This is a genomic window from Methanosarcina vacuolata Z-761, assembly GCF_000969905.1.
GTDB lineage: Archaea > Halobacteriota > Methanosarcinia > Methanosarcinales > Methanosarcinaceae > Methanosarcina > Methanosarcina vacuolata.
In genome coordinates this window covers 3,021,691-3,035,382 of the sequence record NZ_CP009520.1, presented here as the reverse complement: position 1 = coordinate 3,035,382, position 13,692 = coordinate 3,021,691, and the positions used below count along the sequence as shown (strand labels likewise).

Sequence of the window (13,692 nt, the reverse complement as noted above, 5' to 3'; positions counted from 1 at the left end):
CGACAATACATTTAAAGCTTCATGTAGAGTTTGGAAAGCTCTCCACTATATAAGCAGAGGACTCTTTATTAAGTCTAACCCTCAATATAATTATGCTGTAATAATATAAATAAGAATCCCGCTAAGTAAAAACTGGTAAAGAGCTTACCTGCAGATAAAGGCAGGAAGCTTAAATTTTAGTAAATAAATAGCAATAAATAATCCTTTCTTTAGAAAAATATTTATAGAAAAACATTTTTAATAAAAATTTACACCAAATATAGTTTCCTGTCGGATCTAAATTACTGATTTTATTCTTGAATTTGAGTACTGGTTCTGGTTTTCTCAGTACTCTATTTTATTTTCGGACTCTTCCCACGCCTTAAAAGCCTTCAAGGCCTCTTCTCTTAGGAGCTGTCGGAATTCTATATTTCTCTCCTGAGGAGGGCGTGAGATCTCACTATAAATTCGAGAATCTGCAAAGCCAATTTTTTGAGCGTCAGATGCCGTATTGGCAAAAACAACTTTACCAATTCTGGCCCAGTAAATCGCCCCAAGGCACATTGGGCACGGCTCACAGGAAGCGTAAATAGTACAGCCACTGAGATCAAAGGTATCAAGTTTCCGGGCTGCTTCTCTTATTACATTTATCTCGGCATGAGCCGTAGGATCATTAAGTGCAGTAACCATGTTGCAGCTCTCTGCAAGGATTTCCCCTTTTCTGACGATTACTGCCCCAAAAGGACCTCCGCCTTTCTTCACATTCTCAAGTGAAAGTTCGATTGCCCTTTTCATAAATAAAGAATCGTTGTCTAGCATTTTTGCTCTCTCATACTCTTTTATGGTCTTATTCACTTCTTCTCAAGATTTTTATCAAAAGTACAGTTCCTCTTTGCGAAGTAACTATAATACATAGCCTGGTTTTACAGGAAAATCCTTAAGTACAGATCTATTCAATAATATCAAATGATTATTAAACAATTGTCAAAGATTAAATAATCAGTTGGAGTGAGAAGTTTGACAAAAAAGCAATTTACTGCTGAAGAGGCAAAAGCAGTTGGGGAACAGCTTGGAATAAAATGGGATGAGTTTGATGTTGACCAGTTCCGCAGAGGCATGGATGTTGAGCTCGAACATGGAACTCAGGATCCCTTGACAAATGTTACTAACGACGATCCCATAATGACGGGGAAAATCGCCCTGGCTCATCTGAACGAATTTCCAGATTACTATGATAGACTGGAAGAAATGGAAGAAGAAGCCGAGAAATTCTGGGAAAATAAGTAAACACTGTGTTTCTTAATCTTGTTTTTATTATAAGAGAGCGCAGAGGATCACGAATATCCCGACCTTTACAGGCTGTTCGACAATTACTGTTAGTAAAGAAATCAAAGTTTCACTGGTGTACCCCGCAGCAAGCTAGCGGGGTATTCGACTGAAAAAAAGTGGTTATTGGATGAGCTCATGCAGAGAACGAAATATAAAAGAAATTTAAAAGAAAGTAGAAAAAGATGTAGTAAAAATTAGTTTGAACAAGCGGTAGAATTTAGCTAAATAATTTTCAAAGTTCTCCTATAAATTCTTTGTGGTTATGTTGTGCAATGGCTTAACAAATTATGGCTTGTTTAAGCAATTTTAGCCCAGTTAGGAGATAAGCCGCTTGAAAATTTTGAGTGTTCTTTATTACATCAAAGAAAAAGAAAAATCATTTCCACTTATGTTTTATATGTGATTGATATTCTATATCATGCAGTTCTAAATGCTAATATTGAATGGGGTTCATGAGTAGCATTTAGCGAAAATGCAGAGCAAGGTATAAGAGGTTCGCCATTCCTCAACCCTGCCCTCCACAAATACGAAACCCCGCCTGAGTGAAGAAGCTATTGAGGTTTTTTGCCATTCCTCCAGCTTTAGTTCAGAAGGGGTTTCAAGGGAAACGGAAATGAGGTTCGCCATTCCTTATTCCGGTTCCGTATATAAGAAGCAAAAAGAAGTGAGAGGAAAATCCCTCTCTATACTATTTTTACCTCTCACTTCAATTCTTCTCTAACTGCAGCCCAGCTTTGATATCTATCGACTTCTTTTGATTCTGCCCTTAACTTCAGCATATGCTCTTTCATGAGTATCCATTCTTCGGTCCTTCCTTTCTATTGATATCGTTTTTTTCAGAACTTTTTGAATTAAATTTAAATTAAAAATTACTAAAGGTTGATTATAATATTGTTAATATATATTAAAAGAGACAAATAATATATAGAAGTAAATATTTAGTCCTTGTGACACTGATTTTTAACTGAAACTACAAAAAATAATAATAAAGGACATTTTTATTGTCGAAATGGAGCCAAATATTCCAGATCCGATAATTATTCTTATTAAATTACTTTTATCAGTCTCCGTTTTTTGTTTTAATCTTTTTACATATTTCTACATAATATTTCTTATTTTTAAAATAATTATCTATTAATTTTAAAATTTTGTTTATCTATAAACAGAATCGTTAGTAAAAAATTTAAGGTTTTGCCCTGATCTTCCTGAAAACGTCCTTAAAAGCCAGTTTTTTCACTTCCTTAATTGTAAAGCCGGCTTTTTCAATATTCTTCACGGTATGCCGAGTTGCATGATCCCCAAGCAAGAAAAACAGAACCGGATTAATTAAATGTTCTATGAAGTCAACAAAAGGGTAGTCACTGTGCACATGCTCAAGAGCTATATATTCCCCTGATGGTTTCAGGACTCGTTTCATTTCTTTAAGAGCTTTCACTGGATCAGGAATTGTACATAGAACAAAAGTTGTGACCACATAATCGAAACTGTTATCAGGGAATTCAAGATGTTCGGCATCCATAGGATAAAGGGTAATGTTTTTCCTTCCCTCGGCTTTTTCCTGGGCTCTCTGGAGCATGCCTTCGCTTTTGTCGATACCTATTACCCTACAGCCTACCGGATAGAATTCCAGGTTTCTTCCGGTGCCCACCCCGATTTCCAGAATTTTTCCGCTCAGGCTTGAAAGAGCTTCTTTTCTCCATTCACGGAAAAAGAAATATTCCAGAGGCAAATCTATCAGTTCGTATATGGGTGCAATTCGGTTATACTTTGAAACAATGGACATTAAGCAAATTTACGCGTTTCTCATGATTAGCTTTTTTGGGATATGCAAGGAAAATTATCAATAAGAAGGGAAGATGTTCAAATGTAGATAAAATAATTTGATAAATCTCAAAATTTTTCCCTATAATATGAAGCATAAAACCTAAACGTAAAACCTAAGCATAAAACCTAAGAGTAAAACCTAAGCATAAAACCTAAGCATAAAACCTAAGCATAAAACCTAAGCATAAAACCTAAGCGTAAAACCTTAACGACACAAAAAAGTTAATGGAATGGACTTAGAAAATTATAGTCCATCCTTCTCTGGTGGCATCCTCCTCTGTATAGCTAACTCCGTCCACCTTCAGGCCCTTGTCATCCAGAAGGGTTATAATGCCTCCGGTTTTGGGCAGTTTGAAATATCCTTGTGTGATCGGAAATCGCAGGGTGGAGCCTGGGTCTATGGTTCCTGTCAGGCCTGTCTTTTTCTTCTTCCTGTCAACCAGTTTCCATCCGGCAAGCATAATAGGCTCAGGTGTGGCATTAAGGAGGGTTACACTACTTTCAAATCCTGCTCCCGGGTTCACCAGGGCAGCAACTATAGACACACTCTTTTCGACAATCTCCGGGATTGCGTGACCTGTGGCATCTTCAGTGTGGAAGGACTGGGACTGAAAAGCAAGGAAGACGGCTACCCATCGGTTTTCGTCCGGATAGTGAAATATTATGCCACCATCCTGCCATACTCCATCGTCGTTCATCCAGTCAGAGCTATTTCCCTGGTTCATATGTATATCGTGTATACCATTTCCAGGCTTGAAACCGAAGTATTTATCACGCTTATCCTCCTCTGGCCCCCATCGCTGGCCAAAGGCATAGATTTCGCTGTTCTCCATGGAAATTGCTTTCTGTACATATTTATGGAAAAGCTCATTGAGGTCGTTATCAGGCCCAGGAAGGTCTGGAGGCAGCAGTTTCATCTGCATGGCATCAAAGAGGTTGCCTCGAATGAAGTCCAGCGCCATTCCATCAGGCTTGCTCTCCAGTTCCTTAAAACCAAAGGGTAGATTCACAAGGTCTTTCAGGATAGGATGGCTGAAATCTTCATCTGCATAGTAGAGCACAGTTGAAGGCTCAACCTGGGATTTGACATTAATGGCTATCCTGAAGAGGTCATCATTACTTACTTTCACCTGAAAATGAGGGCTTGATCCCTGGCCATTCCTCGTATCTATGGCCTTTCCTTTGAGTACACCATATCCGTTTAAAGGCATAATATCTACTCTCCAAGCTATTGAAGACCCGCACATCCCGGAACTTTGATAACTTACTGAAGGTCGGATGCTTTGCTAGATTTGAACGCTTTTTTATTCTTCTGAATCGCCAAAAATTAGAACTGGCTCCGCTAGCATTCGACTATTGGCAATCAAAACCTAGTAAAGCAAGAATGAATCTACTTAATATGTCAGGTCCTTGCAGTAGTTGTTAAACTAATAATTAAATTAATGAGAATAGGTTGTCAATATAAAAATCTTTAACTGAAATTATATAATTATTTTAAATTTATTATGTTTCAGATTGATTTTTAAAAAAGTATCCAAAATACATCATTGGTTATCCAGCTATATATCAACCCTGCAAGACCGAAAATCTTAGTAATTTATCCAAATACACATTTGTCTAAATACACATGAAAATAATTATAATAGCATGACAATTATCTGGCAACTTCCTGAAAATAAATCCCTTTACGATTTTGCCCTGATCTTCTTGAAAACATCCCGGAAAGCTTTTAGTTTTTACTTATTCATTATGATATTTTTTACTTATTCATTATGATATTTTTAACTTATTCCTACGTATATTTCCATATTTAGTTATGCCCAATTTATTGTTCTTGACAAAGTGTTTTCCTCTTAGAAGTAAAGTATTTATTGTGTAAACTCTTTAATATTTTTTAGATTTTGTTGGCTTATTAATTGATTTATTATTACATTCCTGTTTTTGGAGATGGGGTTGATGGTCGGGAAGTCCTCTAACGATTTTTCATCTTTCATTGAAGATAGCAGTGCCTATATACCCTATGCAGTGATTGGAATTTTCATTTTGCTTGCTGCAACCTTTACTTCAACATATCTTTTAAAAATAGATAGCAAAGTAGCTGAAACCATTTATACGACCGAGAATAGTGATCCCAGGCAGGATGCCATCAACCTCGCCTCGTTCGACCTTGCTCGCTGCCTCAATTATGCAGGAATGGAAGCCCTTGAATGGCAGGGAGAACACCCTGTAATCCTGCCTGAAGGCGATGCTGTTAGCAGGCTTTCGGAAGACGGTTTTATGGTAATCCCAAAAAACCAGAACCTCGAAAGAGAGGATACACTTCAGATTTCTATAAATCTGCCTTCCGATATCTGGGGCAAGATCGAATCCCTCTGGAAAAACCGGGATATTCTGCTGATTGTCAACGACTCTTCAGGCCGCGAAATCAAGACTGTGAACTACGGCCAGGCAACCGGTTTTTTCCAGAAGGTCTCACTTGAGGAAGCCGTAAAAATTCCGGATTCCGCAACCTCGGGATACGCTTCAATTGAACTTTATTACGGGGATGAACTCAAAGCCTCTGACTGGTTCGTGATTGAAGTAAGCCCTGTAAAAGATATCACAGCAGACGCTTTTAACACGCTGCTTTCTACAAACTACCAGGGAAACAGCCACACTTTCAGGGAATATGCAATTAATGTGGAACCTGATATAGAACCCGAACAGATAAGAATAAGAAAAGTAACCGGAAGTCTGCAGCGTGAAATCTCACCTACTGACAAAAATTACACTATTTATTATGTTTTTGAAATTCCTGCCCTGAACTATACTCTTGTTAACCTTGAATCCGGAGAAAGTTTCAATAGTAGTATGAAGCTTTCCACACTGATCACGTCAAGGGAACCTCTTCTCGAAGAACTTGTCCGGGAGTACGAAACCGAGCTTGGAAACTCTTCGAGGCTTGACTCGACATCAAATTTAGTGCTGGGAGCAACAAACCTGAGGACTTTTATCTATGGCCCCTGGCAGCATTATGCAAACGGCCCTCTGAATATCCTGACCAATCCTGCACTTTCAAGTTCAATCAATGGGGCTACACTTTATACCCAGAAGAGAATTTTTGATTCGGTTGACCCTCTGGCTCTTACCTACACAAGCTACTATAATGGAAAAGTCCTCTACGAAGACATTTTCAATTCCAGAAGAGAGAATAAAGGTTTAAGCTTGAATTCCAGCTTGAACTCTACCAGTCTTAACAACTCAGTTTCGGCTTACGAAATGGATAAAGGTGTAAACCTGACAACGACTTACGATTCGCTTGCCCAGAATAAATCCTTCTCTCTGGATATTGAAAAAAGTATAGATGAATCCCTTAAAGCGACAAACACTTCTTTTGAAGACCTCTCCAAAAGTTCAAAAATCGAACTTTCAGCATCCGATTATACTGATGGGGTTCTTGACGGCTGGGTCTTCAACGATCATGTGTGGACAGAGAAAAATCCTGACCTCATCCATTCGGTCACGGACAGCGTTTATACCGCATCAGTCCAGGGACAGGTCCTGAGAGATGGCTTTGATTCTCCAGACCCGATGAGCTCTCTAATCACTGCAAATTTTGACCCGGAATCAGTTTCGTTCAGCGGGCAAACCGTCAGGTGGTATTCGAGATATTATGCATCCGGAACGCACAGGGGGTCTCTTGTGCCGTCTTATTCCTGGAATTATCCAATCCAAGTTTCTTACTCCGAATCCTTAAACCCTTCAATTGACCCTCCTGAAGGAGATGTAACCAGCTGGTCGGTCACATCGGCATCTGTCAGCCTGAACTCGGTTGATATAACCGATGTGAAGATTGAACCTCATTTCTCCTACGTAAGTAACGATACTCTTATGGTCGAAAACCGAAGCGAAGGCTACCTGGATAGGGAATATCACGTTTTTGACTGGAGAATAAGGTACGATATATCCTACAAAATAAGGACAAATTGGAAAATAGACTATGCTTACGATTATACCTACAGATGGAAAACCAGGGAACAGTTGCCTGATGGAAACTACACAACTGTGACGCATTCTGATACGTCAAGTGGCTCGGATTCCCAAACTGCAAGCAAAATCAATATCGTATCCCTTTCTCATGCCGAAACCGAAGCTGAAAACCTAACAATAATTTACCACAAATGTCCTCCAGCGGGCGGCTATTCCGGTTTGTTGACTTATTCTGACCCTATCGAGCGGGAATACCGGGAAACAACCCTCTATTTGAACAGTACAGGCAATAACGACATAGAAAATAGCATAGAAAATAGCATAGACAACAGCACAGACAACGGTACAACTAAAACCGAAAGGTTTGACCCATGCTGTTCCGATGCTGCCGACAAATACAGAGATGCATATCTGGATTTAAGAGAAATAGAAAGCATGTTCTGGGCTTATCCTGATGGAAAATATTTAACCAAACATGCTGTTAATTGCGATATCCCATCATGGTTACACCGAATTATGGCAGAAGAAGTACTTTCAATGCTGGATTCGGTGGAAAAGGACAATCCATCCTTCAATTATTCTCTTCTTGATTCTCCCGGCCAGGACCCAACAGCCCTTCAGGTAGAAACTGCGGAAAAACTTGTTGTGGAACTGGAAAAAGACCGGGACGCTTACGTAAATAAAGAACAGTACCTAACGCCGTCAGGAACAATGTACGCTTCAAGTGACTCGGCCAGGTACATTGCAAAAAGTGAAGCGTACAGCAAGCTGCTTGAGGATATCGACCAGAAAAACCGTAAACTGGATTCTGACCTCAACTCCTATATCCTCAAAGCCCTTGAGAAAAAAGGCCTTGATACCGGTCTGCTTGACAGCGTGACCTCAGGTCCTATGACCCTTTTTAATAATCCTGCAATCGAGAAGGCTGCTTCGGTTCTGGGGAAGGACATGGGTATAATCTCGACAATGACCGTCACCGGCCAGCCGGAAAGCAAATACAACTGGACAGAAAATCTGACCCTGATCGTTGACCAGAAACCGAACTATCTATACCATGACCCTGATTTTGACCTGAGGAAGGAATACGAATGGACTGACACAATGAGCGGAAAAACGATTTACCCCCTGGGTGTCCGGAATACCTGCGTTTTCACAACCGGCATTTCCGAGGAAATTGGAGATATTATTGCCTCAAGCGATGAGTACGTAAAAACTGAAATGGCACAGCAGATCAGCCAGAGTATTTCCAACCTGAACGCAGAAGTTTTCCTGCTTGAACAGAACCTCAGCGAGCAGAATATTTCGCTGGATACAACTCGTCTTGACACGGAAGTTTATAACCTGAAACACATGTATGCGCAGGAAATGAGGTCTCAAATTCTTGAAAATGTAGTTCAAGAGGTTAGTTCAAACCCTGTTATTTCCGACTGCATAGAGGATAGTCGAATCAGGGAAGTCACGACAACTTACCTTAACGGGCTTTCGGACAATGAAATTCTCAAAAAATCTACAACGGATGAACTGGCAGTTGAACTTGCTTTTATAATGAAAACGGAAATTCGAGATTCAAACCCGCCTGTTGAACCTGATGAACTTGAAGCTATTCTGAACAGAGTAGACACCGATATTAAAATCGGAGTTGCAGATGGGATCTGCGCAGTTACAGTAAACAAAGGTGAGGTTATCGACACTGGTTTCGGGAAAATCGATAACGAGCTGAAAAATCTGGCAAATGAAACTGCTGATAGATATTCCGGTGAAATCGGAGACAAAATTTCAAAAAAACTGGATGGGACGATGGCATCTGTTCCATGTGGGTTGCCGGTATTGCCGCCACACTGGATTTTTACGGTTAATGTGTGGACTTATGAAATTGTGGGAAAATATCAGGTATTTACTGTTATTGATAACGATAATGAAGTGATTCCTGAACCTTATTTTGGGCATAAAGGGCAGAAGTACGTTAGAGAAAAGCAATCGATTACTCTTAACGAAAATTATCTCGGTGAAAATAAGCCAATTACTTTTAGGTTCAACGGTTACGCTTCAACAATCGTTGGTCCTGGTCCCAAAGGTGTAGGAGACAAAGTGAAAGGTATGACAGAAGAGTCCACGGGTTATCAAGCTCTATTACTCGAAAATGGTGGTTAATTGTGAATTTAAAATCTGTTATATGGTTTGGATTTATTTTATTACTGTTGGTGGGAAATGCATCTGCAAGTAGTCAATATGGCTCGATTGATGTTTATTATAATGATAAAATACTACCTGGAAAAGAGGTTGCAAAACCTACACTTAAAATTGGAGAGCCTTTCAAAGTAAAAGTAGATATGACATTAAATCAAACCAGTACTTTGTTTGTGCAAGTTTGCAGTTTAGGTGGAAATTTTTTTGAAGTTGTGGATGGTCCATCAGAATTTGAAAAAACAAAATACATTAAGTCTTTAGATCCTGGCAAATATACTTTTGAATGGACGATTGTACCTACAGATGAATGGGCTGGAGGTTCTATTCCATTAAACTTTTGGTATCAGATTAACCTTCCTGGAGAAGATGAACCTGCTATAAAAGGAGAATTCACCATCGCCTACTGCACAATCTCCAACGGACACTACGAAGGCGAAACTCCTACTTCTGAGCAATCTGAGTCCGAAAATCAACCCACTTCAAAAAAGCCAGCTTCAGAAAATTCACCTTCATCAGCATCTGCACCAGCTTTTAAGTTAGTAACTGCGATTTCGGCACTTGTGCTTGTATTCCTCAGATTATCTCGACAGTAAATGAACTTGAAGCTATTCTATATAGAGGAGTTACCGACATCAAAATCGGAGTTGCAGATGGGATCTGCGCATTTACAGTAAACAAAGGCGAAGTTATTGATGCCGGTTTTGGAAAAATTGATAGCGAGCTGAAAAATCTGGCAAATGAAACTGCTGATAGATATTCCGGTGAAATCGGAGACAAAATTTCAAAAAAACTGGATGGGACGATGGCCTCTGTTCCATATGGGTTGCCGGTATTGCCGCCACACTGGATTTTTACGGTTAATGTGTGGACTTATGAAGTAAAAGGAGAATATGAAATTTTTACGGCCATTGATAACGACAATGAAGCGATTCCTGAACCTTATTTTGGTCACAAAGGTCAGAAATATGTGAGAAAAGATGATGCAATCGTTCTTAATAATGAGCCTATCCCAAAACCGATTTTGTTCTAAATCATCATGAGGTTTCAGGATCAGTTAATGATTAGGTATTCAACTGACTGTTCCAAATACGAAACTCAAAAATCAAATTTTGAGTTTCAGGATAGGCTCTATGAGCAAAATTCACACAATTATTGTATCAGTGCTATTTTTACATTCTTACAATAAGATGTGTTAGTATTTTTGTTCTTTATAGGATGAAACCCCACTCTGTCACCTTTTTGAAGTATATGAAATTTACGTGACTTGGACGTAAATTACCTGTATGAAGTTATGCACATGAAGGCTTTTTGTAGGCATGAGACTCTTACCACGAATACTCTTAAAGGATAGGAAAGGGACACAGATAAAAAGAAGAAAAAAGCAGTACTACTGCCACAAACATTAAAACTGAAGAAAGATCTCCAGAAATAACAAAAAAACCATAAACAATGTTCGATCAGAAACTTCAAATCCAAAGACACCATTAGAATTTATGCGTATATATTTCATATAGTCTCCAATGTATATGCAAACCTATTTGTTTCGAGGAACGCACTCACGATGCATCCTCGGACAATACTTTCTCTTTTCAGAGATAACGTATAATAAGTATCGATGCACATAAAGTTAACCAATTCATAGTGAAAGTATTCTATTGGCAATTCATAGTAAACGGATTTATATCCAACAGATAAACAATTGCCACACTCATACGGAATAAAAATCTTTGTTTTTTAATTTCACAAAGAGAGGAAGCAAAGTCCCTTTTCTCAACTAAAAAGACACATGTAAGCTAAACTTTAAAAAGAGGAAAGGGCGCTCGAGAGGCGTAAACGAACCACGGAAAATATTTTGGCTTGCAGTATGCTAAACCCCCCTTACCCCCTCAATTATCACTTCTTTTGATTCATTATTCCGTGACTACGGAGTAACAAGCTTAAGGTAACTCTCGACGAAAACTCTAATAAAATTTTCGGCACTTGTTCTTCTATTCCTCAGATTCTCTCGCCAGTAAAAAACAGGTTGAGAAACATAATTTTATTAGGAAGGCTTAGGGTAGCTGGTACGTCTCATCCCTTGCCAATCACCCCTAAGAAAATAAAGCTAAATAGCAAAACTCAAAATATATAGAATATATCCAAAAACTATATAATAAATTTGGTTTATTTATATTTTGGAGGTACAAAGTGATTCGATTCAAAAAATACCCAGGATCCATACAACTCTTATTTTCAACAAAAAAGCTTCGTCTCGGAGTAACCTCTTTCTCAATCGATGCACTTGTACTTCCAGACAGATCTCCTTATGAGCTGCAGATTGCTCTCGTCTGCAGCTCACAAGATCAAAATAGCAAATCAACAATTGCGTAATAAGTTATTACAGTTCAGTGATCTCAGCTTCATTCTTATTCCAAAGGAATTTGAAGAGTTTATTGTATTTATGCTTGCTGACGTGGTAAATGACTGGAATTGCTGAGGTTCTGTGACATGCACAGACATTGAGAATCTAAAATAAACACCACGAAAACACTTAAATATTTTTAACACTGATATTCATATGCAGACCTATTTCCTAGGTTTGGTCTGTAATCATAAGGGGCAGGTCTTATTCTTTCCCTGCCCCTCACAAACCCGTTGGCGGGGTTTCTCTTCCCCGCTTACTTATATCTTGTTTTTTGAGTAGAATTTTAGAATAAGTTTGTAGAACCAGTAAAGTCACTAAGATTAAACTCAGTAAAAAAATTAACTCTTTAGTACTAATCCAATGGCGCTTTCGTAGTGAGCATCTGAATTTCTGCAAACATCGGCGAGCAGGTTAAAAACCTGTTCATCATCCAGATTACGAGTATTTTTTGCTTCTTCTATCACCGAACTATATTTACACTTTGAGCCACAGATAGGTGATTCCAATTCATTAATTAGTAAAATTCACACAATTATTGTATCAGTGCTATTATTTTTCTCAGTATTATTTAAGTAGATGCTACTACTTATTATATCCAGGAACGGGAACATATTCTCATAACTGTATTAACCAACCCAAGTATATACACCACCACCCCCGTTCCAAAAAACGGTTCTCATCGTCACCGGCTATCAACCCTCTTTTCATATTCTTCAAAAAAGATAAGTGAATAAAAACACTGTGGATAGGCTCTAAATATATTGTAAACCCGAACAGTGGGAAATTTATATTATGCCCTTATTTCGGAGGGTTAATTTATCCATTTTAATATGACATCAGCATTACGAGCAGGTGCTTTAAGGTTCTGCTTTGCCGGGTATCCGAAGATCAGCGGCGCGATAAGCTTATGACCCTCTGGCACTCCTACCTCCTTCAGGAATTCCATATCGTAGCCCAGGCCTTCAGCCAGACCTATCCAGCAACTGCCGATTCCTAAAGATTGAGCTGCAAGCATCATATTCTCAGCGGCTAGAGAACAGTCATGCTCATTGATAACATCGGGAGACGCAAACAATAAAATGAGAACAGGCGCTTCATAGAAGATTCGAGTTGCCGGTTTCGATAAAAATTGCACAAATTTTGACAGCTCTGGGTTTTCGGTATCTTTGTATGCAGCAAGGAAAGCTTTCTTAGCACGTTTATCATATTCTTCGATGAGCTGCTTATTTTTTATGACCACAAACCGCCATGGCTGCTTATTCACGGCTGTAGGGGCATATGTTCCCGCTCTTATAATCTCTTTGATTACTTCGTCGGAAACCTCTTTGTCAGAAAAGTTGCGCACAGATCGACGCTGGTAAATATTGTCTAGCACTGCATTTGAAATATTTTCTCCGGTAGTTATGCTATTGTCGGTCAAGAACTCACCATTAACAGAATAAAGAGCGAATCTATTTAATTGCTATCTCAGATTAAAAACAACGTTTATCGATGTTGTATCCTGAAATGATTTCGCAAGTTCAAAACCATTTGGAAGTTCAATATACAATACAACAACAAGCGATGTAAAAGGTTAAACGCTGAGTAAACTCCAGTTCATTTGGTATTTTGGAACGATTATGTAAAAGAAACAAATATTGAAGTTAAATTAAAATATTAGGTCATCTGGATACGATATTTACGTAATAAAAGAAATCAAAAAACGAAATCAAAAAACGAAATAAATTCAGGATAAAACACTCTCATTTTATATAGTTTAAGATTTAAAGCACACCGGATTTTCAGTTTAACTTAAATATGTCTTAACGTACGTTGTAGGTCAGATTTTTAAAAATAAGTATGAAATTAAGTTAACAAAATTTCACTAATCAAGCTGTCTCAAAACTACAGTCAATTCTGCAATTGAGATAATTCATCCTGCTTTAAGGCAGATATATAACTGAACTTTAGAGTAACTTCCGGTCTGATTTTAAAGTCAACAATGTCAAGTTAATTATCTA

General features: G+C 38.5%; 9 protein-coding genes. 5 read left to right on the top strand and 4 right to left on the bottom strand.

Annotation, left to right across the window (positions count from 1 at the left end):
• Positions 1 to 324: 324 nt before the first annotated feature.
• Positions 325 to 798, bottom strand: a complete 474-nt coding sequence (locus tag MSVAZ_RS12525; protein ID WP_048124010.1) for a nucleoside deaminase — start codon at positions 796 to 798, stop codon at positions 325 to 327.
• 189 nt (positions 799 to 987) lie between these two features.
• On the opposite strand from MSVAZ_RS12525, the gene MSVAZ_RS12520 reads away from it, so the two are divergent.
• Positions 988 to 1,266 carry a DUF5661 family protein gene (locus MSVAZ_RS12520; protein ID WP_231592227.1) on the top strand — a complete coding sequence of 93 codons (279 nt, stop codon included), beginning with the start codon at positions 988 to 990 and terminating at the stop codon, positions 1,264 to 1,266.
• A 1,225-nt stretch (positions 1,267 to 2,491) separates the two neighbouring features.
• Here MSVAZ_RS12520 and MSVAZ_RS12515 read toward each other — a convergent pair.
• Both MSVAZ_RS12515 and MSVAZ_RS12510 read right to left on the bottom strand, forming a co-directional pair.
• Entirely contained in the window at positions 2,492 to 3,091 is a 600-nt protein-coding gene (locus MSVAZ_RS12515; protein WP_048121432.1) for a class I SAM-dependent methyltransferase, read from the bottom strand.
• A gap of 277 nt (positions 3,092 to 3,368) precedes the next feature.
• Positions 3,369 to 4,343 (bottom strand): DUF2278 family protein, encoded by a 975-nt coding sequence (locus MSVAZ_RS12510; protein WP_048121430.1) that lies wholly within the window; start codon positions 4,341 to 4,343, stop codon positions 3,369 to 3,371.
• Positions 4,344 to 5,088: 745 nt separating this feature from the next.
• On the opposite strand from MSVAZ_RS12510, the gene MSVAZ_RS12505 reads away from it, so the two are divergent.
• The 4 genes from MSVAZ_RS12505 to MSVAZ_RS20455 all read left to right on the top strand — a co-directional run bounded on the left by MSVAZ_RS12505 (position 5,089) and on the right by MSVAZ_RS20455 (position 11,658).
• Complete coding sequence (locus tag MSVAZ_RS12505; protein WP_084626144.1) at positions 5,089 to 9,252, top strand: DUF7286 family protein; 4,164 nt, start codon at positions 5,089 to 5,091, stop codon at positions 9,250 to 9,252.
• Between the two features lie 2 nt (positions 9,253 to 9,254).
• A complete protein-coding gene (locus tag MSVAZ_RS12500; protein WP_048121426.1) occupies positions 9,255 to 9,881 on the top strand; it encodes a sarcinarray family MAST domain-containing protein in 627 nt (208 codons plus the stop codon).
• The gene (locus MSVAZ_RS21940; protein WP_449288755.1) at positions 9,857 to 10,318 is read left to right on the top strand and encodes a DUF7286 family protein; all 462 of its coding nucleotides are present in this window, start codon (positions 9,857 to 9,859) and stop codon (positions 10,316 to 10,318) included. Before MSVAZ_RS12500 ends, MSVAZ_RS21940 begins: the two co-directional genes overlap by 25 nt.
• A gap of 1,157 nt (positions 10,319 to 11,475) precedes the next feature.
• A complete protein-coding gene (locus MSVAZ_RS20455; RefSeq protein WP_157206087.1) occupies positions 11,476 to 11,658 on the top strand; it encodes a hypothetical protein in 183 nt (60 codons plus the stop codon).
• An 845-nt stretch (positions 11,659 to 12,503) separates the two neighbouring features.
• Here MSVAZ_RS20455 and MSVAZ_RS12485 read toward each other — a convergent pair.
• Positions 12,504 to 13,112: a nitroreductase family protein gene (locus MSVAZ_RS12485; protein WP_048121419.1), complete on the bottom strand. Its 609-nt coding sequence runs from the start codon at positions 13,110 to 13,112 to the stop codon at positions 12,504 to 12,506.
• Positions 13,113 to 13,692: the final 580 nt, after the last annotated feature.

Excerpts from the sequence above, each read along its gene's own strand:
- MSVAZ_RS12515 (WP_048121432.1), bottom strand. The coding sequence starts at position 3,091 with ATGTCCATTGTTTCAAAGTATAACCGAATTGCACCCATATACGAACTG.
- MSVAZ_RS12510 (WP_048121430.1), bottom strand. The coding sequence starts at position 4,343 with ATGCCTTTAAACGGATATGGTGTACTCAAAGGAAAGGCCATAGATACG.
- MSVAZ_RS12525 (WP_048124010.1), bottom strand. The coding sequence starts at position 798 with ATGCTAGACAACGATTCTTTATTTATGAAAAGGGCAATCGAACTTTCA.
- MSVAZ_RS12505 (WP_084626144.1), top strand. The coding sequence starts at position 5,089 with ATGGTCGGGAAGTCCTCTAACGATTTTTCATCTTTCATTGAAGATAGC.